The sequence below is a fragment of the Waltera sp. genome, assembly GCF_046969025.1.
In the GTDB taxonomy this organism is placed as follows: Bacteria; Bacillota; Clostridia; order Lachnospirales; family Lachnospiraceae; genus Acetatifactor; species Acetatifactor acetigignens.
On sequence record NZ_JBKVQF010000007.1, the window covers coordinates 50,179 to 74,904 of the forward strand.

A 24,726-nucleotide genomic window follows, 5' to 3' on the forward strand; every position below is an offset into this window, starting at 1 on the left:
AAAAGTCGATATTCAAGCGGAAGTTACACAAGAATATGATACTATATTAGATAGAAATATATATACGGTGCTGGTGTCACAACGGTTGGTGCTCTTAAGAAAGGCGAAATCATGTTAAGCAAAATGAAAAAATCTGTTGTAATTTGCATGAATAGTCTTATATCTGTAATTATTTTTTGCATGATAATAATGCTTTTATGTAGTTGCGTCAGTGCAGCTCGCACGACTTGGAAACAGGCAAAAAAGACTTATCATTCTATGGTGGAGTACTATATGCGCGATGTAGAAAATAATTTGAGCAATATTTCGGACTATCTTCTTCGAATAAGCGAAACAGCGGATTATTATGGTATGACTAATTGCGAAGAGGATAAAGAATCTATGAACAATTTGTCAAGACAGCGGCTGTATAATCAATTGAATGAGGATATTCTTGTTTATAGTTCTGCGGATTACTTTTTTATATTTCAAGACAAATATGCAGATATCATGATGGTGGAATCTGCAAAAAAGAAAGCAAAAATACAAAGTCAGAATATCAGAGAACAGTTGAAAAGGTTATTGGAGAGTAGAGAACCTACAGAAAAATGGGAGCTGTTTGATGCAGAAGGTTATCAATATTTAATCAGAGTTGTATCAAAGGATGGTGTGGGGATTGGCTGTGCAGTGAGCCTTAATCGACTGATTGAAACAATGCAAGCTGTACAACTAAGTGATTATTATGTTTCTTACTATAAAATAGGCACAATGATTTTAGACAACGAGTCAGGGAAAGATCTAAAAATAGAACTGCCAATTCAAGAAACAGATGTGGGTGTAAGAATTGTAATTCCTTCAGAAAAGCTATTTGAAGAAATCAGAACGTTATTAAACTTCAGTATGGTTTTTGCTGTGATTTTGATCATACTGCTTTTTGCTCTTTATATTTCCATGTATCACTGGTTTACAAATCCGGTAAAAAGGATTGTATCAGTAATGCAAAAGGTGGATGAAGAAGGAATAGATCTTAAAATGCCGGAGTTTGACAACTGGGAAGAGTATCATATTGTCAGTAAAAACTTTAACAATATGATGGAAAAAATTAAAATTCTGAAAATTGATGTTTATGAGAAAGAAAAAAAGCAGTCTGAGCTGTATAAACAATATTTAATGCTTCAGATTAACCCTCATTTCTTTTTAAATGCTTTAAATACTATTTATATGTTGAATAAAAGAAAAGATAACAATCAGGTAAATATTCTTCTAACATATCTGATAAATTATTTTAAAAGTGTGTTTGCTCGTCAAGGAGAAATGGTTCCTCTGAAGGAGGAAATCAATTTTATGTTAAACTATATGGCGATTCAAAAGTTTCGTTTTGCGGGTGCTATGCATCTTCAGTGTGAAATAGAGCCGGAAGCAGAAATCAGCATGGTGCCGGCTATGTGTGTATTAACTTTTGTGGAAAATGCAATCAAATATTCCACGGATTTCTCGAATGATTTGATGATTGTCGTTTCAGCCAAAGTAGAGGGAGACAATATAAAAATTGAAATTCAGGATAATGGAGAAGGAATTGAGGAGAACATTCTTAAAAAAATAAACCAAAATGAGAAAATTGTGAAAAACGATAGGGAGCATATTGGAATAAAAAATATAGTAGATAGAATGCACATGCATTATGGAGAGGCTGCCAGTGTCAAGGTTACAAATCGGGACAGTGGAGGAGTTAGCGTTGTCATAAATGTACCAAAATGAACAAAAGGGAAACTATAAGATAACTAGAAAAAGATGTTGGAATGGAGATCAGCTATGAACTTACTTATTGTAGATGATGAATATCTGGTGGTAGAAGAAGTAGTTACAGTAACGGACTGGGGGATGCTGGGTATTACGGAGATTTATTCTGCTACAAATGCAGTTAGCGCTGTTCGAATTTTAAATGAGAAAAAAATTGATATTATGATCTGCGATATTGAAATGCCTCAGACAGATGGATTGGAATTATCAAAAAAGGCAAAGGAAAATTTTCCGGATTTAGAAATCGTCATGTTGACAAGCCATGCGGAGTTTATTTATGTCAGAACTGCCTTGCGATACGGATGTTATGATTATCTGCTTAAACCGGTCATGGAAGATGATATTATTAAGGTGATGAAAAATCTTGTCACTAAGATTGAAAGAGAGCGTCATCAGGCGCAGTTACAGGAAGAAGGAATTGTATGGAACCAGTTAAAACCAGTATGGAAAGAAAAATATTGGGAGGAAATGCTCAGAGGACTACGTGATGATCCGAACAGGGAGTGTGAAGAATATGAGGAGAAGCAATGGAAAGAGGAGCAAGATAGAAGGCTGATCCCAATTTTATTTTATCAATATGCAAATGACAAAGCAGAAGAAGACATAAAGCAGACCAGGAAGAAGGTAAAAGAGGACTTGGGAACAGTGGCTGGTGACTTTCTGCTTCCGGTATTGTCTCAAAAAGAATTTGCAGGCCTGGTTTTTATTTCAGACGAGTGGCTGAGTTCTGGCACTGAAAGAAATGGCATAATATTAAAAGATGCGATATTACAGCAATTTAAGACAGAAAGATTATACGAAAAAATTGGAATATGCATAGGAGAAGTGTGTACAGGGAGAGAAGTACAGTCCATGGTAGATAAGCTTCGACAGTTTGCATGGAATAATGTTTGCAGTAGAAGACAGATTTTGGATATTATAAATATGCCTAAAAACAGTGAAGCAATTGGTATGCCTGATATGACGCTATGGAAAGCATATATTGATAATGGCAAGACTGTGGAACTTCAAGATATAATCCGAAAATGGCTTTGGGGAAAAGACAATGAGGCAAAGTTAAATAGGAGAGCACTTCAAATGCTTCAGTATGATTTGGAACAGTTGTTCTATTCGACACTTCAGGAAAATGGAATTCAGGCACATCAATTTTTATATGATAGAGAAAATGGATGTAACAGAGTAACAGCAATTGGTTCACTGGAGGAAATGGATGCATGGATTGAGGAAACTATGGGAGCTGTTTCCAGGATCATGCAGGATGTATCGAACTTAAGTGGGATCAGGGAACAAACGATTTATTATATACAGACCCATCTCGATGAGGAACTGAATAGGATAAAAGTTGCTTCAGCACTGTATTTAAATCCGGATTACCTGGATAGACGATTTAAAAAGGAAATGGGATGTTCGGTAAATCGCTATATTTTAAGGGAACAGGTAAATATGGCAAAAGGATTGCTGTTAAACCCAAAGATTTCCGTATGTGAGATTGCATCCCGGTGCGGCTATGAAAATATGTCTAATTTTTCTGCAATGTTTAAAAGAGAAGTAGGAATTTCACCAAATGAATATCGAAAAAACGGTGGGATGGAAAGCCCTGATCTTTAAGGATCAGGGCTTTTTGTATAAAAATCATAAGTGAAGGTCGAGTTTCAAGTAGAGCCAGAACATAATAACAGATTATACTATAGTTGATCCTAAATGAAAAGAATGATATGGAAAGGGAGGAACAAAATGTTTAATTTTTTTTCAAAGGAAGATAAACAACTATATAATATGTTAGGACATCTGAACATGGCTGAAAAAGAAATAAGCTTAAAGGATAACAGTGAAACAGAGATATATGAAGTTGCCTGTCCGGATGATAAGTATGCTTTTTTGCATGAAGCAGCTATTATAGAATATCATGGAACGCTATTTGCTGCCTGGTATAATTGCGAGGAAAAAGAACTGATCGGACCTACTCCAATCAGACAAAAAAGGTCAAAAGACGGTGGAAAGACATGGAGTGATATTGAAACGATAGCGGAGGATCAAACCGGCAAAATTTTGTTCTGCCCACCGGTGTATGGTATTTGCGAAGATAAACTATATATGCTTATTAATGAAATGGTATCAGCAGATCATATTCATGCTCTTGATCTTTATGTATTTCAAGAGGAAAAGGACTGTTTTGAATTTTTATGGTCCAAACCGATTCCTTTTAAACTCAATACGAATGTGTATAAGATGGCAAATGGGAAATTGCTTTTGCCGGGACGTATTGCTGAACTAGATGGCTTCCCGAATACTCCAGCGGTACTTATTTCGGATTCCGGGAAAATAGATGATGATTGGAGATTAGTGTATATTCAGGAAAATGGAGACTTGCCTGATGGTTCTAAGTTGGTACATCCGGAAATTACCGCAATCATAGAAGATAATAAAATTGCCATGTTTTCAAGAGATGACGAGCGAAAAGTTCCGCTTGTATATTTATCACAGGATTATGGCGAGACATGGTCGGATGCCTTTTCCTATGATATTCCTTTTTCAGATTCAAAAATATATGCGGGCACGCTTTCTGATGGTAGAAACTATATAATAGGAAATTGGTATCCGGGAAGAGAAAAACTTGTACTCGTATTCTCAAAACCCAAAGAAAATACCTTTGAGACCGGCATTATACTACAAAATGGCTTTTCCGACAGATTAGGTTATGGAAAAGCGTGGTGTTACCCATGCGCCTATGAAGCAGATCATAAATTATATATTATATATACTGTATATTTAGAAAATGAAAAAAGAGGGGCTGCATTGTCCGTTGTTCCGTTGATATAACAGCTCCTGTATTTTTGAAAAGGATGCAGAAAACATGGATATAAGTCTGTTGGAGGAAACAATTATGTTGTATACGGAAACAAAGGAATTACAAAAATACAGAGATTCAAAACGCCTATGGCAAGGAATCCCGAGCATTGAGGTGACAAAACGAGGAAGGATTTTCCTTACTTTCTATTCAGGTGGGGTCAAGGAAGAAATAGGAAATTATGTGATCGTAATTAAATCGGATGACGGAGGGAATCATTTCTCGGAACCGATTGTTATTGTAAAAGAAGATAATGGAAGATGCTTTGACCCATGCCTTTGGATAGATCCGTTGGGAGAACTTTGGCTGACATGGGCAAAGTGCCCGGACGATGGTTTATATGCATCTGTTTGCCGAGATCCTGATGCAGAGGAGCTGGTTTGGGGAGAAGAATTTCTGGTAGGCCATAATGTAATGATGAATAAACCTATAGTGGTGAAATCTGGTGAATGGTTGTTCCCGATTGCTGTATGGAATGATGGTATAAGAGTATTATCAGAAGAATATGATACTAAAATTACGGAAAAAGGCTCATTTGTTTATGCTACCAATGATTGTGGGAAAACCTTTCAGAAGCTTGGCTTTGCAGACGTGAAAGACCGGCATTATGATGAACATATGATATTGGAGATGAAGGATGGAAGCCTAAGAATGTTTGTTAGGACAAAGTATGGGATTGGCGCATCGAATTCCTATGATGGAGGAAGAAGCTGGAGTAAAGATTTTGACACTGGCTATGGTGGTCCCTGTTCGAGATTCCATATTACAAGATTGCGTTCAGGTAGAATCCTGCTGATCAATCATTTTAAGTTTAGTGGAAGAAATAATCTTACGGCAATGCTGTCAGAGGATGAAGGAAAAACGTTCCCTTATAAATTACTATTAGACGAGAGAGAAGTTTCTTATCCGGATGCAAAGGAAGCAGATGACGGATTTATCTATGTAACATATGATCGGGAACGTGGAAGTTATCTATCCAATATGAAAGAGGTGATGGCTTCCGCCAGAGAAATTTTAATTGCCAAAATAACAGAAGAGGATATTATTAGCGGATCTCTTGCAAACACAAATAGTTATCTGAAAAGGATCGCGAGTAAGCTGACGGATTATGATGGAGAGGACAAAGATCCATTTCATGAGCTGGATTTCGATAAAACAAAAAGCGTATAAAATTCATAAGTGAAGGTCGAAATTCAGGGAGAAAGAAATAATTATAAGAGATATAGTTTAATTACAAAAGATACAAAACATACATAAAAGGAAGGAGAAAATGATATGAAAAAGAAAATTGTAAGTAAAGTATTTGCCATATTGTTGGCAGCGTGTACAGTGCTTTCCGCATGTGGAAATGAAAGCGGTAATCAGAGCGTAGGTCAGACAGACAAAAGTGAAACGAATGACACTGTGCAGGAAGGAGAGGAACCATATACCATTGTTTATGCATTTGATGTATGGGTACAGCAGGCAGATTGGGATTTGGTAGAGGAGAATCTAAGTAACATTGTTTATGACAAGATTGGTGCCAAGGTTAAGCTTTTGCCTATGACAGGAGCAAACTATCAGCAGGAGGTTAATCTGATGATTACCAGTGGCGAAAAGCTGGATCTGGTAAATGCATCAGCCAGAACTACATTCAGTAGTGATGTCACTTCCAATAAACTGCTTGGGCTGGATGAAGAAACGGTTCGTAAATATGCACCGGATGCAATGGAAGTAATCGGCGACTATATGGAAGCTACCACAGTTGACGGAAAAATATATGGATTTCCGACCATACGTGATATGGCAAGTGCATACGGACTGATTCTTCGCAATGATATTATCGAGAAATATGGAATTGATGCTGATGCAGGATTAACAGTAGAACAATTAGATGACCTTTTTGCCAGAATTAAAGAGGGAGAACCGGACAAGTATGTAACGCAGCCGCAAAGCCAGGGAACCAGCATTCTGGAAAGCCTTTTTAAAACATATGATGGGCTGGGTGATACCATGGGAGTCCTGATGGATTGGGGACAGGGCGATCTGACCGTGCAAAATCTCTTTGATACAGAATATTACGAGGAGTGTGTGAGGAAAGCCAGAGAGTGGAATGAGAAGGGCTATATTCTTCCAGATGCTTCAACGAATCCTGATACAGGAGTAGCTTATTTCAAAACAGGAAAAGTGGCATCCACAATGTCCCTGATTCATCCGGGTGTGCCTACAGACAGCACCAATATGACAGGTATTCCATGCAGTACAGCAATTGTAAATCCGGCTTTTGGAAATACACAAACGGTTGGAGCTGTTATTCAGTCGATCCCTGTCAGCTGTAAGAATCCTGAAAAAGTGTTGGAGTTTGTCAATCTGCTTTATAGTGATGCAGAAGTATATAATGCGTTGGTATGGGGTATTGAAGGTACACACTATCAGCATGTAAAAGGAAGCGAAAAGTGGATTACTTATCCGGACGGTGTAACTGGAGAAACATCCGGCTATACTCTGAGTGCAACTTACGCTTTTGGAAATCGTTATCTGAGTTATATTTGGAATACGGATCCCGAAGATTTAAATGAAAAATATGAGGAATTTAATGATAATGCAATCAAATCTAAAGCGCTGGGATTTGTGTTTGACACCACTCCTGTGAAGGCAGAAGCGGCGGCTGTACAGGCAGTAATGGATGAGTATCGTCTGCCTCTGGAGAATGGAGTAATCGATCCTGATGAAAATTTACCGAAATTCCGACAGGCACTGAAGGATGCAGGGATTGATACTGTTATTGCAGAAAAGCAGCGGCAGTTAGACGAGTGGGCGGCAACAAAATAAGTAAAGTTTCTCGGAAAGGTCAGAGGTATAACACAACTGACCTTTCTATTCAAAGGAGCCTGGTATGTATAAAAGATTAAAAAAAATAAAAAAGCTTTTGCCACTATACATTATGGCTTTGCCGGCATTGGTTTATTTGTTTATTAACAATTATTTACCACTAACGGGTATGGTGGTAGCTTTTAAAGATTTCGACTACAGCAAAGGAATTTATGGAAGTGATTGGGCAGGCTTTAGAAATTTTTTGTTTTTATTTAAAAACTCAGTTGCTTTTATTATTACCAGAAACACAATATTGTACAATGTGGCATTTATTATAATTAATACATTTTTAGGTATTTTAGTAGCAATTCTTTTGAGCGAAGTGACAAGCAAAAAGGCTTTAAAAGTATATCAGACAGTGATTCTTTTGCCATATTTGTTTTCTATCGTCATTATCAGTTATCTGGTATTTGCTTTCTTAAGTACGGATGTAGGCTTTATTAATAAAGGGATCCTGGAGCCCTTGGGAAAAAGCACGATATCCTGGTACAATGAGTCAAAGTACTGGCCTATAATATTACCGATCGTAAATACATGGAAGTCATTTGGATTTCAGGCAACTATTTATTATGCCAATGTTATTTCTATTGATAGGTCTTACTATGAAGCGGCTCAACTGGATGGGGCATCAAAGCTTCAACAGGTACGGTATATCACACTGGTATTGTTGAAACCGGTTATTATAATGATGATATTATTGGCGGTAGGAAAGATTTTTTATTCTGATTTTGGTTTATTTTATCAGGTTACGCAGAACTCAGGAGCAATATACAGTACTACAAATACAATAGATACCTATGTGTACCGCACATTGATACAGACAGGAGACGTGGGTATGTCTGCAGCAGCAGGAGTATATCAGTCAGTAGTCGGCTTTTTAATTGTTTTAATTACAAATTTGTTACTTCGGAAGATCAGCCCGGAAGATTCTCTGTTTTAGGAGGTGTGAGATGAAACGAATGAAAGTAAACAAATCAGCATTAGTAGCACATATAGTTTTAATTTGTTTCGTGCTTTTCTGTACTCTTCCTACGTTGTTGCTGGTAACGTCTTCTCTGTCGGATAATGATAGTGTGTTCCGAAATGGTTATTCCTTTTGGCCCAAAGAGTGGAGTCTGGAAGCATATCGCTATATGGCGACGCAGGGGCAGACAATATTCCGTGCATACGGGATTTCAATACTAACTACATTTATAGGTACGATTTCCGGATTGATGCTTACAGCCATGCTGGGATATACACTTTCGCGTAATGAATTACCCGGAAGAAAGATAATCAATTTTCTCGTGTTTTTTACATTGCTTTTTAACGGAGGTATGGTTCCCACCTATTTATTATATGTAAATACGTTACATGTCAAAAATACTATATTTGCATTACTTTTGCCAAATAATATTTTGGTAAATGGTTTCAATGTTCTGCTGGTGAGAACATACTTTAATAACAATACGCCTAAGGAATTGATCGAATCAGCTATGGTAGATGGCGCTAAGGAGTTCCGAATTTTCTTTAGTATTATTATGCCGATTTCGAAACCCATCCTGGCTACGGTAGGATTGTTGATTGGTATTGGTTATTGGAATGACTGGTATAATGGTCTCCTTTATCTTACGAATACAAAATTATTCAGTCTGCAAAATTATTTGAATAGAATTTTGCTGGATATTCAGTTTATGACACAAAGTATGGCAGGAAGCGCAGAGGCTGCCAATGCCTTGGGTAAAATGCCTACCATCACGGTTCGTATGGCAATTGCAGTAATCGGTATTTTACCTCTTATGATTATATTTCCGTTTTTCCAGTCCTATTTTGCAAGAGGTATGACAGTTGGAGCAGTGAAAGGCTGAGAAGTGTTTTAAAAGGAGAGCGAAGGATGAATATTGTAAATTATAAAGGAACAAATTTGCGAGTGTCAGATATAGCGTTGGGAGGTGGAGTGCTCGGGAGCCGTATTTCCGACCAGGCATCATTCGATATCCTCGATTGTTTTGTAGGAAATGGGGGTACATTTATTGATACAGCGAATGTGTATGGAAGGTGGAATCCAGGAAATCTTCCACTATCTGAATTATTGATTGGAAGATGGATGAAACAGCATAGATTGAGAAGCAAGCTGGTAGTTGCGACCAAAGGAGCCTGCCATGCACTTGAAACACCGAACATAAAAAGGCTGGCGCCGGAAGAGATACGAGAGGATCTGGAGAGCAGTTTGAAAAGCTTACAGACTGATTATATAGATTTATACTATTTACATGCAGATGATCCGAAGCGTGAGGTTGGTGAAATTATTGAAACTTTGAACAGCTTTGTCAGAGAAGGAAAGGTGAGATATTTTGCTTGTTCGAACTGGTCGGCAGAAAGAATGTGGGCTGCAGATGCTTACGCGAAAGAGCATAATTTGAAATCCTTTGTCGGGCATGAAATTATGTTCAATTTGGCAAAACCGAATGACGAGGCAGTGGAGGCAGCTGTACAGACCCATATGACAGAGAACATATATGAATATCACCAAAAAACCGGTAAACCGGTAACTGCATATACTTCTCAGGCAGCAGGATTTTTTGTATTACATAAGGAAGAGGGATTTCTCAAGGACGATAAATTTGCTTTCCCCAGAGATATGTTTTATAATGCGGAATCCTTAAAAAGAGCGGAGAGAGTAGACGAACTATGCAAGCTCACGAATGCCACTCCATTGGAAATAACATTAGCATATCTTTATGCGCAGCCTTTTCAGGTTATTCCGATCGTAGGACCTTGCAGGGTTAAGGAACTGGAAGAGAGCCTTCGTGCATCAGAAAAGAGATTAACGCAAGAGGAAGTAGAGTTTTTGTTTTCATAATGGAGAGAGCTGACTTAAATGACATTCTATTTTTGCAATACATTTGGAAACACATCGACAGATGGGATATATCGTATTGACCTGGGGAGAAATGACAGCAGGGAAACTTTGGCTGCACCACTGAAAAATCTGGAATGGGCGTGTATTGCGCCCAACGGAATACTGTATGCGGTAGGACAGGAAGAATCAGGGGGAAGTTATATTCAGTCGTTTTATTTGAAGCAACTTACAGGAGAACTGTTTTTTTTGGAGAAAAGCTGTTTCCCTTGGAGAGGGATCAGCCATATGAGCTTTTGGGAGCAGGGAAAGGCTCTTTTGATTGCTGTGTATGGAGAACAAATGGTTGTATCAGTGGACGTAGCGGAGGGGCGCATCGGCAAAGAATCTGGAAGGGTGATTTTCAAAGGAAATGGTCCGGTAGTTAGCAGGCAGGAAGCGTCTCATCCGCATTTTGTAAAGTGGATGCAGGAGGAGTGCTGGATTGCCGATCTGGGCGCGGATGCAGTATATCATAGTAGTGAGAGCCAACTTTGGGGAAACCGGGACAACTGGAGAATAGAGCAACAGCCCCGGGGATCAGGTCCAAGATTTCTGGAGATACATCCATTAGGAAAAATCGTATACCTCGTTACAGAATTATCGAATGAATTGATCGTGTTGGAGAAAAATTCAGACGGAGGTTTGAAAGAAAAGCAGCGTGTCAGTTTGCTCCCTGCCGGAGCACGAAAAAGTCTTTCTTCAATTTTGTGTCCAGATTGGACAAAAGGAAGATTGTTCGTAGGAGTACGGGGAGCTAATCTGATCCGGGAATTGGTCGTTGAGCAAAACGGAATGATCCGGGAAGGGAGAATTTTGCAAACACTGGGATGGCCCAGGAGCTTTCTGTATCTGAAACAGCTGGATTGTTTGCTGATTGCTGATGAAGAATTTGCGGAATCAACCGGAAGACTGGAGCTTTTTGATCTATGTGAGGGAAAACGTTTATGGGAAAAAAGAATGCCAAGAGCTTATCAAATTTACAACGGAGAGTACAATGACGAAACGGAAAGGTAAAGATATGGAGAAATGGATGAAGTGTTACGTAGGAACGAACTCCTTGAGAGGATCGAAAGGTATTTACACATTGGAGATAAATACTCAAAATGGGGAAATGAGGGAAGTTTCAACAGTAGAGGCTGACGATTCTGCATATTTATATGTTTCGGAAAAGAGAAAATGTCTGTATGCGGTTATGGAATCACTGGAATATAAAGGTGTACCGGGTGGAGGTGTTGCTGCTTATCGCATAGAGGATAATAAACTTTCATTTTTAAATAGCAGATATGCTTATGGTGGCTGGCCATGTCATGTTATAGCGGATGAGGAAAAAGATAGTCTTTTAGTATCTGTTTTTCGTAATGGATTGCTGGTGGTGTACGGCATTAATCAGGATGGAAGCATTGGGGAGGAAAGACGAGTAGAGCATCACCAGGAACCAAATGGAAGGATGTCTCATATTCATGCATCCATGCCTACACCGGATGGAAAATATATTGCGGTTGCGGATTGCGGTCTTGATTATATATATCTTTATGATGCAAAAACGTATCAAAAAGTTTTCGAGTGGAAAGCACCGGAAGACAGTGGACCCAGACAACTCCGTTTCAGTCCGGATGGAAAATATCTATATATGGTATCTGAATTGAGCTGTCAAATTTTTGTGTTTGAGTATCAGCCGGATTGCAAAGATATGTTACGGAATGTCCAGGTAATATCGACGAGACGTGAGGATGGTTATGACCGGGAGAACTATACTTCGGCACTACAGATGCATCCATCCGGTAGATATCTTTTGGCTGGGAACAGAGGGCACAATTCAATTGTTGTCTATGAGGTAGATAAGGAAACCGGTTTGTTGATGTTGAAAGGACATACAATGTTGGCAGGTGATTTTTGCCGGGAGTTTTGTTTTGTACCAGATGGCTCTATGCTGATAGTGGGTATTCAGCATACAGATGTGGTACAGACCTTTTTCTTTGATGAAAATAAAGGGATTTTAAAGTGGAGCGGACAGGAAATTGTAATTCCCTCTCCTTCCTGTGTTATAATGGGCGACTCTGCAAAGTAATGTTGGCAGCGGTTAGAGATGCATTTGTAAGAACGTATAATTTGCGAGCTTATATATTTACTATATGAAGGTGTTGTATGCTTTTACTCCAAAAAATGATAATGTTTTTCTTGATTATGCTCATCGGATATATCTGTCGGAAAATCGGTGTGTTTAAAGATACTACAGGCAAAACAATTTCAAGTATAGTAATCAATATTGGAAATCCTGCGCTGATTATTGCCTCTGGTATGAATCCTGAGAGACTGGAGAATAAAGGAAAATTGTTGTTTACTCTGGGTGTTGTGCTGATCTATTTTGCAATTATGTTTGCTGTCGCGGAACTATTGCCCAGATTGCTTCATGCAGACAGAGAGGACTACGGCGCTTATCAGGTCATGACGCTTTTTTCCAATATTGGATTTATGGGTTATCCCTTGCTGGATGTCATGTATGGCAGCAATGCAATAATTCACGCTGTAATCTTCAACTTGTTATATAATGTCTTGATCTATACTTATGGCATCCACAAAATGCAGATTGGTGGTTGTCAGAAAAATATAAATTGGAAACAACTCGTGAATATAGGCGTAGGCTCTTGCATTATTGCGATAATTCTGTATATCACCAATCTTCCGGTCCCATTGATCCTTGAAGATACAGCAACTTTCACTGGTGCCATCACAGGTCCGTTAAGCATGTTGGTCATTGGTGACTCTTTGGCGCAGACCCGGTTAAGAGATTTGTTTACAGATGTGCGCCTACTCGTTTTCTCTGTAGTAAAACTGGTACTATTGCCGGCATTGCTTCTGTGGGGACTGTGCTTTTTTATCAAGGATCCGATATTCCGAGGCGTTTGTCTGGTAATGATGGCAACACCGGTAGGCAGCATGACAGTAATGTTGGCACAGCAGTACAATGGCGATTATCGGTTGACATCCAGGGGCGTGGCTCTGACCACATTGCTTTCCGTGATCACAATGCCGTTTTTGTTCTGGGCGCTGAAGCTATAGCTACCAATTTTCTGAGTGTAGTTCTATTCTGAATGTAAATATTCGTTTTTTGCGTTATCAAGATGTCGGGAGCAAAAGCTCCCGATTTTACTGTGTTGTCTATATAAACTTTTTTGTAGAAATTATCGCCATTGGAACCTAAAACAATGTCTGCTGCACATATCTCTCAGGGAATTCATTCAGGTAAGCGAAGCATTCCTTCGGGGAGCATAGAATACTATTGGCTGAGCAGGTATTGCGAATTAAGGCCATAAGTTCTTTGGCGTGAGGGCTGGGAATATCATAGGCATTTCCGTAAGTATGGACATATTTTTGCCGAATGCCGGGAAAATCACGATCCAGAGCCTGATAGAAAAATTCCCGATCTCCATCCCGCAACGTGACTCCTACATCGAACAGCAGGATTCCCTGAACTCCTGCCTGCAGGCAATAATCAAGCAAGCCTTCTATATTCTCCCTGGTATCGTTAATAAAAGGAAGAATCGGTGTCATCCACACAAGAGTCGGTATTCCTAACTCTTTACATCTCATCAACACTTCAAAACGCTCTCCCGTAGTAGACACATTCGGTTCAAGCTTCCGGCACAGATACTCATCATAAGTAGTGAGCGTCATCTGTACGACTGCCTTGGTCTTCTTATTGATAGATTGCAGCAGATCGAGATCCCGAAGCACCAGATTGGATTTTGTGAGTACCGTGACACCATATTCATACCGATCGATCAGTTCCAGACATCTTCTGGTCAGTTGCAGCTCTTTTTCAGCAGGAAGATAAGGGTCACACATGGCGCCCGTACCGATCATACATTTGTGTCTCTTTGAACGTAATGCCTGCTCCAGCAGTTCCGGCGCATTATCTTTCACTTCGACGTCTTCAAAGGCATGCGTAAAACCGTAACATTTGCTGCGGCTGTCACAATAAATGCAGCCGTGGGAGCATCCACGGTAAATATTCATTCCATTATTCTGAGATAAAATCCCCTTCGCCTGGACAAAATGCATGGCAATATTCCCCTCATTTGATCGTATAACTTTGTTTTTATGTTAACATAGGAAAAGTGAGAAAACAAAAAATAATTTTAACTAAAAATAAGCTAAAATAACTAGCTAAATAAAGATAATAATGATACAATACAAGAACAGGGATCGGCAAAGCTTTATGATAAAACAATTATGGAAAGGAAAACTATTGATGCAGAAATTTGATACAGAAAAATTTCATGGGGTGAATTTTGCGGTTTTTCCGCACAAAGGATTACTGGAATCTGGAGAAGCCAGAAAAAGTATGGAGGAAATGATACATAAGACCCACGCTAACTGGGTGATACTCACTCCTTCGGGGATGCAGGAGACCCCTTATAGCGAAGAAATTCGTTTCGATGGGGAGAAAAGCTGCACGGATGAGGAACTGTGTGATATGATCCGATATGCACAGAGTCTGGGATTAAAGGTGGCATTAAAGCCTACCGTGAATTGTGACAATGGTGTCTGGAGAGCAAGGATAAGCTTTTTTGATCATGATGTTCCTTGCGAACCGAAGTGGGGCAACTGGTTTGAAAGCCATATTGCTTTTCAGAAGCATTATGCACAGATCGCACAGCGGACAGGGTGTGAATTATTTCTTACAGGCTGCGAGATGACGATGACAGAGCACCGGGAGACGGAGTGGAGAATGCTGATCGCAGAGGTCCGCACAATATATGACGGGCCTGTCGGTTATAATTGTGACAAATACGGGGAAGATCATATTACATGGTGGGATGCAGTGGATGTGATCGCTTCCAGCGGATATTATCCTATCGATGATTGGGAGAATCAGTTGGATCGTATTGAGAAAGTGGTTCGAAAATATCAAAAGCCTTTTCTGTTCGCGGAAGCAGGATGCATGAATATTCATGGTTCCGCGCAGGTGCCAAATAACTGGGAACTGCAGGGTAAAGAGGATGATGCGGAACAGGCAGACTGGTACCGGGCAATATTTTCTGCCTGCCAAAAACGTGACTGGGTGAAAGGCTTCGGAATCTGGGACTGGCCGGGAAGTATGGAATGGAAGAGTCCTTATGCGGTCTGTGGTCGCCCTGCGGAGGCTGTGATCGCCGAAGAATACAGCCGTTGTGCCAAGAACCGGTGATAAGAAGGCGGGACAGCGAAAATCAGAACGACAGATAAGACAATGCACAGAGAGGTGTGGGAGAAAAGATGGAGCAAAAAAGGACAGTCAGTGTGGCAGCATTGCCGCAGGTACGGGTGTTGGGACGCACCACGGGAACGGACGTGGTGAATTTATTCTGGACAGGCAGCGGAATAGAATTTATCTATACCGGAAGTGAACTTCAGGTGGAGGTAAATGCCGATTACGACGCTTATGAACCTTGGCTTGCGGTGGAACTGAACGGCGTGCAGATCAGTAGAGTTCCATTAAATAAAGGGAAAAACGAAGTGTGCCTGTTCCGGGGGATGACGGTAGGAAAACCGAAGCATGTACGGATACTGAAGGAAGTACAGGCAATGCATCAGGATCCCGGGCATCTGTTACAGATTGTGGGATTGCAATATGCAGACGGTGAATTCCTGCAGTTGCCGGAGCCGAAGTACCGGCTGGAATTCGTGGGAGACAGCATTACCAGTGGGGAAGGTACGGTGGGAGCCGCCTGCGAAGAGGATTGGATCAGCGCTTTTTTCTCAGCAGTGAATACTTATCCCTGTGTGGTGGCAGACGCGCTTTCTGCGGAGTATCGTGTGGTATCCCAGAGCGGCTGGGGAATTGTCACCGGATGGGATGGAAATGTGGAGAATAAGATTCCTCCGTTTTACACACAGGTCTGTGGATTACTCACCGGGGAGAGGAATGCTTCCTTGGGAGCGTTGGAAGACTATGATTTCGAAGCATGGCAGCCAGATGCGGTCATTATCAATCTGGGAACCAATGATGCCACAGCGATTCAGTCCGCAGCGGAACTGGGGCAGGAATGGGCAGGAACACGGGACATAGAAGAAGTTAAAGAGATTCTGACAACAGCTATCTGCGATTTCCTGAAAGTAGTGCGGAACAGCAACCCCACAGCACAGATCATCTGGGGTTACGGCATGCTGGGAGACAACTTTCTGTCCGTCATCCGGGAAGCTGTGGAAGGCTATGCGAAGCAGACCGCCGATTCCCGGATTCACTTTTTACATCTCCCCGACACGACACCGGATACCGTTGGCAGCCGCCTGCATCCCGGAGTGAAAGCTCATCAAATCACCGCGAAAGAGATCGAAACATATCTGCAAGCACTGTTATAGAAGAAATTTATAATTTCTTAAGAAAAATGTGACGTAAAATGTGACAACTCCGCGCTATATTGAAACCCATAGAAAGTAATTCATTTGGAGGGGCTGGCAATATGACGCAGGAAAATCGTTCAAGCAGACAGGCAGAGATCCATATAACGCAGATGCGGAGGAATCCGTATCTGGTGGATTATCAAACCGGGAAAAATATGGGCAGACATATGGGAAGGCGCACAGAACGGTCACAACACAGCACACCTGCAATGCCGCAGGAGGGCACAAGGACAAGAACATATCCTCAGCACAGTGTAGCACCCCGGCAGGAAAATAGAACCCACCAGCAGAAGCAGCGAACTGCGGATGCGGTATATGGGGAAAATGTATACAAAGACAATACCTACAATACCCGTGCCAGGCACCGTCTGGCGAGGGCGGAGAGACAGCGCCGCCGCAGACGGGCAAGAATCCGCAGATATATTCGGCTGACTCTGCTTAGTGCAGGAATTCTGGTAGGAATCATTGCGTTGACAAAGCTTCTGAATGTGCCTGCCGGTACTGCGGAAGCCAGCACACCGATGGAAGCAATAGACATGGCGCAGCAGGTGGAAAAAGGGATTGAGAATACTATAGGAACCCGGATTCAGGGACTGTCGGCGGAGACTTACGCAGCGCACCCTGACTGGACAGAGGATTTCCTCACGGTAAATGAATATTCCAGACCGGGAGATCCTTTGACGGAGGTGAATAATATTTTCGTGCATTATACTGCCAACCCCGGCACCAGTGCAGCACAGAACCGCAGTTATTTCGAACAGCTTAAGGACAATCATGAGCGCAGTGCCAGTGCGCATTTTATCATCGGCTATAACGGGGAGATCCTCCAGTGCGTTCCTCTGGATGAGATCGCTTATGCGGTGCAGACCCGTAACGAGGATTCCATCTCTATCGAATGCTGCTATAAGGCGGACAACGGACAGTTCACGCAGGAAACCTACGACTCCCTGATCAGGCTGTTGAGATGGCTGATCGACGCCTATGAACTGGAACCGGAGGATATTCTCCGCCATTATGACTGCGGTGGGAAAAAATGTCCCATATATTATACGGAACACGAGGATGCCTGGGACCGGTTAAAAGAGGATGTCAAAAATCTATAGAAAAGAGGAACTTTTCCCGAAAGGAAAGGTTCCTTTTAGTTTGTCTTGTTTTAAGAATGCAAGTTTGTTAGAATAGACGCATATGGAATACGATTTCCTATTCATTGGGAAAAGTGCTGCAGACAAAGCCCGAAAGGGCAGAAATGAGGAGTATCATGAATATTTTATCACCTTCAATTCTTTCGGCGGATTTCTGGAAGCTGGGAGAAGATATCAAAGCTGTGGAAGGAGCCGGCGTGCCCTGGCTGCATGTAGACGTGATGGACGGACTGTTTGTGCCTTCGATCTCTTACGGAATGCCTGTTTTGAAGGCAGTAAGACCTCACACAGATATGTTTCTCGATGTACATCTGATGATCGAGAAGCCGGAGCGTTATGTGGAAGAGTTCGCTGCCTGCGGCGCGGATCTGGTGAATTTCCATCTGGAAGCCACAGAAGATGTGAAGGGATGCATTGATAAAATACGTGCCACCGGCAAAAAGGTCGGCATCACCATCAAACCCGCCACTCCGGCAGAGGCAGTGGAGCCTTATCTGGAACTGGTGGATATGGTGCTGGTGATGACTGTAGAACCTGGCTTCGGCGGACAGAAGCTGATTCCGGAATGCCTGGATAAGGTAATGGTGATCCGTAAAATGATCACGGACAGAGGGCTTGCTACTGATCTGGAAGTAGACGGCGGCATTCATCTGGACAATGTAGCGCTGGCACTGGAGAAGGGAGCAAATGTTATCGTGGCAGGCTCTGCTGTATTCAAGGATGACATTGCAGCCAATGCGAAGGCTTTTCTTGCGAAGATGCAGTGACATCGCTATAGGCAGGAACGAGGCGGGGAACATCTTATGGAAGGCGCAGACTGCCGGCAGACGGTGACGGAAGGACAGACAGTTGTCTGCGGAATGGAGATTGATATGGAGTTACAGATATTACACGCAATACAAGAAATTCATCAGGGATGGCTGACGGACGTCATGCGTCTTTTTACCACCATAGGAGAAAGCGGGCTTGTATGGATTGCCATCGCCATCGTCCTGACATGTATACCGAAGACCAGAAAATGCGGTCTGACTATGATGATCGCAATGGCTATTACCTATCTGGTGGGGAATCTGTTTCTGAAAAATGTGATCGCCAGACCCAGACCCTGCGCAGTCGACAACAGTGTCATATTGAAGATCCCGTTTCCTTCTGAATATTCGTTCCCTTCGGGACACAGCTCCAATGGATTCGCCGGTGCAGTGACGATCTTCTGCTATTATCGCAGAGCAGGACTCTTAAGTCTGCTCATGGCGGCACTTATTGCATTTTCCAGACTTTACTTCTTCGTGCATTACCCGACGGATATCCTGGGTGGAATCCTGCTGGGAACGCTGGATGCACTATTGGCGGTCTGGCTTGTGAAACATCTGGAGAACCGGGCGGATGCGCAGTCTGCATCGAACGCAGATAAATCCGAACACGTGCAGGAAAAATAAAATAATGGGACAGAAACCGGGATCAGACAGAAAGGGCAAAAACGGTGATGAACAGCAGAACGTTATGGAATGATAATTGGTATTTTGCCAAAACGGAATTAGGTGTGAACTGGGAAGACAGGCAGATCTGGGAAGCCAAAATGCAGCCGGTGGATCTGCCCCATGACTGGCTGATCTATGATACGAAGAATCTCTATGAAGACAGCATCGGCTGGTATCGGAAGAACTTTGCCTATGCCCCGGATAAAACAGAAAATGATGACCGTGTCATCCTCCGCTTTGAAGGTGTCTACATGGATTCTTCTATTTACGTAAATGGTGAGCACCTTGGTGACTGGAAATACGGCTATTCTACCTTTGACTGGGATATTACGGATGCTTTACATGAGGGAGACAATGAAATCATTCTGCGCGTCGTATTTCAGGCGCCCAACAGCAGATGGTACAGCGGTGCCGGAATCTACCGGAATGTGTGGATGATCCGGCTGCCGGAGACACATATTCCTCTGGACGGTATTTACACATCTTCTGTTGAGACAAAAAAGGGTTATGACCTGACCATCGACACGGAACTGGAATGGGGAACCGATAGTGGAAACTATGAACTGGAATACTGTCTGCGAGATACTGATAACAGCAAAAGTCCCATAGGAACAGAAACCCAGGAGCTTTTCCGGGTAAAACAGCCTCTCACCCGTGGACAGAACAAGATATCCATGACGATTCCTGTGGATAATCCTAGGAAATGGGATATTACGGATCCTTACTTGTATGATCTGCAGGTATGCCTGTGGAGAGAGCAGGAGACCAACAGCCGGGAACTATGTCAGCAGGAACATCTTCGCATCGGTTTCCGCACCATGCAATTTGATCCTGCCAGGGGCTTTTTATTAAACGGCAGAAAAGTGCGCCTGAACGGTGCCTGCGATCACCATGACCTCGGAGCACTGGGAGCGGCTTTTCACAAAGAAGCCATGCGCCGGAAATTTGAACTCATGCGTTCCATGGGTGTCAATGCTGTGCGGACTTCCCACAATATGCCCGCTGTGGAACTGATGGAACTGGCGGATGAGATGGGATTTCTGATCGTATCCGAAGCGTTCGATATGTGGGAGATGGCAAAGAATCCTTATGATTATGCCAGATTTTTCAAGGAGTGGATGGAGAAGGATGTACGCAGCTGGATCCGCAGAGACCGCAATCATCCTTCCGTTATCATGTGGAGCATTGGCAACGAGATTCCGGATACCCATGCGGATGCCCATGGACAGGAGATCACCCGTAGCCTCCTTGCAGTAGTCAGAAAGTGGGATTACCGGAAGGTGGCACCGGTGACGATCGGTTCCAATTACATGCCCTGGGAAAATGCCCAGAAATGTGCGGATATCGTGAAAGTGGCGGGCTATAACTACGCGGAAAAATATTATGCGGAACACCATGAAAAGCATCCGGACTGGGTCATCTACGGAAGCGAGACTTCTTCTGTCGTACAGAGCCGCGGCATCTATCATTTTCCGCTGGATCGGGCGACCTTGATCGAAGCGGATGAGCAGTGCTCCGCACTGGGTAACAGTACCACCAGCTGGGCAGCGAAAAATACGGAATACTGTATCACTATGGACAGAGATACCCCTTATTCCTGTGGTCAGTTCATCTGGACAGCCATTGACTATATCGGTGAGCCGACGCCTTATCAGACGAAAAACAGCTATTTCGGACAGATGGATACGGCGGTTTTCCCGAAGGATTCCTACTATCTCTTCCGCTCAGAGTGGACAGATGTGAAAAAAGATCCCATGATTCATGTCTACCCTTACTGGGATTTTAATCCGGGACAGCAGGTGGACGTGCGGATCACCAGCAATGCTCCGGAGGTGGAACTGTTCGTAAACGGAGCGTCACAGGGAAAACAGCAGATCGATCATCAGAAAGGAACGGTATTGCAGCCTTCCTGGAAAGTACCGTATGCGCCCGGCAGTATCTGTGCCGTGGCATACGACGAAACGGGTAGGGAGATAGCCAGACAGGAGAGACATTCCTTCGGCAACACAGATCATTATATAGTAAAAGCCAATAAATCTACCATGTGCGCCAACGGCGAGGATATGATCTTCGTGGAGATCTCTGCGGAGGACCGGGATGGATACCCTGTGGAAAATGCTTCCGATTATGTGAGAGTGACCGTGGAAGGCGCCGGACGTCTCATAGGCTTGGACAATGGTGACAGCGCCGATTACGATGCCTACAAGGGAACCGTACGTAAGTTGTTCCAGGGGAAATTACTGGCTATGATCGCAGCAAAAACTACGCCGGGGGAGATTCGTGTGACTGTGGAGGATGCATGGGCAGCCACAGTGAACAGCATGACCAATGAAACCGGCACTGGAACAGCAACGGCAGCTGCCGGACACCGCACGGCGACAGTGACGTTACAGGCAGTCGAAGCACCGATTCGTCCCGGTGTCTGCGCAACAGAAGAAAACAGAGAATATCCGCCCGCCTTTGTGGATCCCGGATTTGTTCCGGTGCGGAAACTGGAAATGAGCGCTCCCTATATGAGATTGACACCGGAGAAGCCGTATGTATTGCTACATACCCGTATCTATCCCATGGAAGCCACAGACCGTAAGCTTCTCTGGAGCATTACTGACGCTTCCGGTATCCCCAGCCCTGTGGCAAAGCTGGAGGAACTGGAAGACGGCGAGAGCATCCGGATCACAGGCGTCAGTGATGGCAGTTTTCAGGTAAGGTGTATGACCTGTAACGGAACAACCAATATTAAAATGATTTCCCAACTTGACTTTGCAGTGGAGGGCATGGGACGGACGTTCCATTCTCCGTATGAGCCGGTGGCGGGTATTTCTTATGTCGGAAGTTTTGGCGGAGACGTAAGCCGCGGAGTGGAGAACAGTGCCGGAACGGACAAGGCACAGCCTACCGGACTGGTCTATGAAGCGTTAGACTTTGGTGAATTCGGAAGTGACGAGATCACGCTGTCCATTTTTGCCAACGATAATGATCCCCACCGGATTCAGATATGGAAGGGAGAGCCCGAAGAGAGCGGTTCCGGGACACAGGGAACACTGGTGGGTGAAATAACCTATCAGAAGCCGGGCATCTGGGAAGTCTTCCAGCCGGATACCTTCGTATTGCCCCGGAGATTAAAGGGTGTAACAAAACTGACAATAGTGTCAGAAGATAAAATTTTCCTGAAAGAGTTTCATTTCACCAGACAGGAAAAAGCTTATGCAAGACTGAGTGCTCTCACGGACGGAGTTACTTATGGTGACAGCTTTGTGAGAACCGGGGATGCCGTTGAACAGATCGGCAATAATGTCTCTTTCGAATTTACGGATATGAACTTTGGAGAAGCGGGAACCGATAGCATTGTCATCTGCGGAAGAACTCCTTTACAGCAGAATACGATCCAGCTTAGGTTTACCGATGGAGCTACACAGGTACTTCCCTTCCCGCACAGCGAGGAATATAGGGAACTGCGTTTCCCTCTGGAAAGAGTGACAGGAGAGCAGAATGTGACCTTCGTTTTCCTGCCGGGATGCAATTTTGATTTCAAATGGTTCCGGTTTGAAAAAAGCGGATCTGAGGAGTAAGTGATAACTATGAGCAAATGGAACAGAAAAATATGGGCAGCAATACTGGTGGTGGGAATGACAGCGTCTCTGACTGCCTGTGGAGGCAGCAAAGGAGAAAACAGCAATGCGTCTGCTGCCGGTACACAGAATGAGACTGCCACCGTACAGGATGAGAGCACGGACAGTAACACTGACAGCACCGGCAGTACCACGTCTCTGGTGCAGGACAACCGGGTACTGCAGATCCCGGACGACAACTACCGTACCTACTATGAGCTTTTCGTATATTCCTTCTATGACAGCGACGGTGATGGCATTGGAGATCTACAGGGCGTACTGGAAAAGCTGGATTATCTGAATGACGGAGATGATACCACGGATATGGATCTGGGAATCAATGGTATCTGGCTCATGCCGGTGATGCCCTCCGTCACCTATCATAAATACGATACCACGGATTATGAGAATATCGATCCGCAGTACGGCACTCTGGAAACGTTTCAGGAGTTGCTGACGGCCTGTCATGACCGTGGGATCCGTGTGATCCTGGATCTGGCGATGAACCATTCGTCCAGTAAACATCCCTGGTTTTTGCAGGCTGTAGAATATCTGAAAAATCTGCCGGAAGGCACTGAGCCTGACTCCTCAGAATGTCCTTATGTGGATTATTACCATTTTTCAAGGGAAGCCCTGAGCGGATATGCACAGGTAAATGGGACAGACTGGTATTATGAAGCGAGATTCTGGGACGGAATGCCGGATCTGAATCTGGAGAATGAGGCGGTACGCCGGGAATTTGAGCAGATCGCGGACTTCTGGCTGGATATGGGTGTGGATGGCTTCCGACTGGATGCGGTGAAAGAGTATGTTACCGGATCCACAGAGGACAATGTGGAAATTCTAAGCTGGTTCGCGGATTATGTTCATGGCAAAGATCCGGAGAATTATCTGGTGTGTGAATGCTGGACGGATCAGAATACCTATGCCAAATATTATGAGAGCGGCGTGGACAGCATGTTTGATTTTGCTTTTGCCGACAAGTCCGGTATCATTGCCAATGTGATGAACGGTAAGGCATCGGCAACATCTTATGCAAAGAATCTGGAAACAGAGCAGGGCATGTATGCGCAGTACAATCCGGATTATATCAATGCTCCCTTCTACACCAATCATGATATGGGACGCAGTGCAGGTTACTATGCCGGGGAGAATAGCGAAGCTCAGACGAAAATGGGCAATGCCCTTAATCTCTTAATGAATGGCAATGTATTCCTCTATTATGGGGAAGAACTGGGCATGAAGGGCTCCGGCAAAGACGAGAACAAACGGGCCCCCATGTACTGGAACAAGGACGGCAATGCGGAAGGCATGTGTAAGGGCCCGGCAGATATGGATGATTTCCGGATGAAATTTGACAGTCTGGAAGAACAGCAGGAGGATCCCGATTCCATCTATAATTATGTGAAACAGGTGATCCGTGTCCGCAACCAGAACCCGGTGATCGCCAGAGGCACCACCGCTTATCTGGAGCAGTATTCCGGTGAACAATGCTTTGCCCTGACAAGAAGTGACGAGAACAGCAGCTTATTGATGTTAGGCAATACTTCTGCGGAGACCGCAACAGTAGATCTGAGCGGACTTACGATAGGAAAGACGGCAGCGGAGGAGCTGGTACTGCTTGGGGAGCTTTATACCGGAGAAGAGACTGCGGAGCGTACCGGTGCAGAAATCACGCTTCCGGCCTGGTCGATCCTGATCCTGGGAGAAGAATGATACAGAAAAAAGAATACAGAAATAAAAAACAGGT

19 protein-coding genes are annotated in these 24,726 nt (G+C 43.4%); 18 read left to right on the forward strand and 1 reads right to left on the reverse strand.

Annotated features, from left to right (window positions below; all coding sequences use genetic code 11):
- Positions 1–111 precede the first annotated feature (111 nt).
- The 11 genes from ACLTOH_RS05340 to ACLTOH_RS05390 all read left to right on the forward strand — a co-directional run bounded on the left by ACLTOH_RS05340 (position 112) and on the right by ACLTOH_RS05390 (position 13,421).
- A complete protein-coding gene (locus tag ACLTOH_RS05340) occupies positions 112–1,737 on the forward strand; it encodes a sensor histidine kinase (protein WP_412223549.1) in 1,626 nt (541 codons plus the stop codon).
- Positions 1,738–1,791: 54 nt separating this feature from the next.
- The gene (locus ACLTOH_RS05345; RefSeq protein ID WP_412223550.1) at positions 1,792–3,387 is read left to right on the forward strand and encodes a response regulator transcription factor; all 1,596 of its coding nucleotides are present in this window, start codon (positions 1,792–1,794) and stop codon (positions 3,385–3,387) included.
- A 126-nt stretch (positions 3,388–3,513) separates the two neighbouring features.
- A complete protein-coding gene (locus ACLTOH_RS05350) occupies positions 3,514–4,599 on the forward strand; it encodes an exo-alpha-sialidase (protein ID WP_337545306.1) in 1,086 nt (361 codons plus the stop codon).
- A 34-nt stretch (positions 4,600–4,633) separates the two neighbouring features.
- On the forward strand, positions 4,634–5,797 hold the full coding sequence (locus tag ACLTOH_RS05355; RefSeq protein ID WP_337536161.1) for a sialidase family protein: 1,164 nt from the start codon (positions 4,634–4,636) through the stop codon (positions 5,795–5,797).
- A gap of 105 nt (positions 5,798–5,902) precedes the next feature.
- Positions 5,903–7,438, forward strand: coding sequence for an ABC transporter substrate-binding protein (locus ACLTOH_RS05360; RefSeq protein WP_178015793.1), 1,536 nt, complete (start codon positions 5,903–5,905; stop codon positions 7,436–7,438).
- Between the two features lie 64 nt (positions 7,439–7,502).
- Positions 7,503–8,420: an ABC transporter permease gene (locus ACLTOH_RS05365; protein WP_412223553.1), complete on the forward strand. Its 918-nt coding sequence runs from the start codon at positions 7,503–7,505 to the stop codon at positions 8,418–8,420.
- Between the two features lie 10 nt (positions 8,421–8,430).
- Positions 8,431–9,327, forward strand: a complete 897-nt coding sequence (locus ACLTOH_RS05370) for a carbohydrate ABC transporter permease (protein ID WP_022312721.1) — start codon at positions 8,431–8,433, stop codon at positions 9,325–9,327.
- A 26-nt stretch (positions 9,328–9,353) separates the two neighbouring features.
- Positions 9,354–10,322 carry an aldo/keto reductase gene (locus tag ACLTOH_RS05375; protein ID WP_178015797.1) on the forward strand — a complete coding sequence of 323 codons (969 nt, stop codon included), beginning with the start codon at positions 9,354–9,356 and terminating at the stop codon, positions 10,320–10,322.
- Between the two features lie 18 nt (positions 10,323–10,340).
- Positions 10,341–11,375: a lactonase family protein gene (locus tag ACLTOH_RS05380; protein WP_022312719.1), complete on the forward strand. Its 1,035-nt coding sequence runs from the start codon at positions 10,341–10,343 to the stop codon at positions 11,373–11,375.
- A 4-nt stretch (positions 11,376–11,379) separates the two neighbouring features.
- Entirely contained in the window at positions 11,380–12,429 is a 1,050-nt protein-coding gene (locus ACLTOH_RS05385) for a lactonase family protein (protein WP_227733601.1), read from the forward strand.
- Between the two features lie 77 nt (positions 12,430–12,506).
- Positions 12,507–13,421, forward strand: a complete 915-nt coding sequence (locus ACLTOH_RS05390; RefSeq protein WP_412223554.1) for an AEC family transporter — start codon at positions 12,507–12,509, stop codon at positions 13,419–13,421.
- Positions 13,422–13,559: 138 nt separating this feature from the next.
- Here the strand turns inward: ACLTOH_RS05390 and ACLTOH_RS05395 are convergent, their stop codons facing one another.
- Complete coding sequence (locus tag ACLTOH_RS05395; protein ID WP_412223556.1) at positions 13,560–14,423, reverse strand: SPL family radical SAM protein; 864 nt, start codon at positions 14,421–14,423, stop codon at positions 13,560–13,562.
- A gap of 190 nt (positions 14,424–14,613) precedes the next feature.
- On the opposite strand from ACLTOH_RS05395, the gene ACLTOH_RS05400 reads away from it, so the two are divergent.
- The 7 genes from ACLTOH_RS05400 to ACLTOH_RS05430 all read left to right on the forward strand — a co-directional run bounded on the left by ACLTOH_RS05400 (position 14,614) and on the right by ACLTOH_RS05430 (position 24,692).
- Positions 14,614–15,552, forward strand: coding sequence for a glycoside hydrolase family 113 (locus ACLTOH_RS05400; protein WP_412223558.1), 939 nt, complete (start codon positions 14,614–14,616; stop codon positions 15,550–15,552).
- 68 nt (positions 15,553–15,620) lie between these two features.
- Entirely contained in the window at positions 15,621–16,706 is a 1,086-nt protein-coding gene (locus ACLTOH_RS05405; RefSeq protein WP_412223560.1) for an SGNH/GDSL hydrolase family protein, read from the forward strand.
- A 101-nt stretch (positions 16,707–16,807) separates the two neighbouring features.
- Positions 16,808–17,851, forward strand: coding sequence for an N-acetylmuramoyl-L-alanine amidase family protein (locus tag ACLTOH_RS05410; RefSeq protein WP_262594635.1), 1,044 nt, complete (start codon positions 16,808–16,810; stop codon positions 17,849–17,851).
- 155 nt (positions 17,852–18,006) lie between these two features.
- Positions 18,007–18,657 (forward strand): ribulose-phosphate 3-epimerase, encoded by a 651-nt coding sequence (gene rpe / locus ACLTOH_RS05415; protein WP_412223562.1) that lies wholly within the window; start codon positions 18,007–18,009, stop codon positions 18,655–18,657.
- 36 nt (positions 18,658–18,693) lie between these two features.
- Positions 18,694–19,326 (forward strand): phosphatase PAP2 family protein, encoded by a 633-nt coding sequence (locus tag ACLTOH_RS05420; protein ID WP_412223564.1) that lies wholly within the window; start codon positions 18,694–18,696, stop codon positions 19,324–19,326.
- 47 nt (positions 19,327–19,373) lie between these two features.
- Positions 19,374–22,937: a glycoside hydrolase family 2 TIM barrel-domain containing protein gene (locus tag ACLTOH_RS05425; RefSeq protein WP_412223593.1), complete on the forward strand. Its 3,564-nt coding sequence runs from the start codon at positions 19,374–19,376 to the stop codon at positions 22,935–22,937.
- A gap of 9 nt (positions 22,938–22,946) precedes the next feature.
- Positions 22,947–24,692 (forward strand): alpha-amylase family glycosyl hydrolase, encoded by a 1,746-nt coding sequence (locus ACLTOH_RS05430; protein WP_412223566.1) that lies wholly within the window; start codon positions 22,947–22,949, stop codon positions 24,690–24,692.
- The last annotated feature ends 34 nt before the right edge of the window (positions 24,693–24,726 follow it).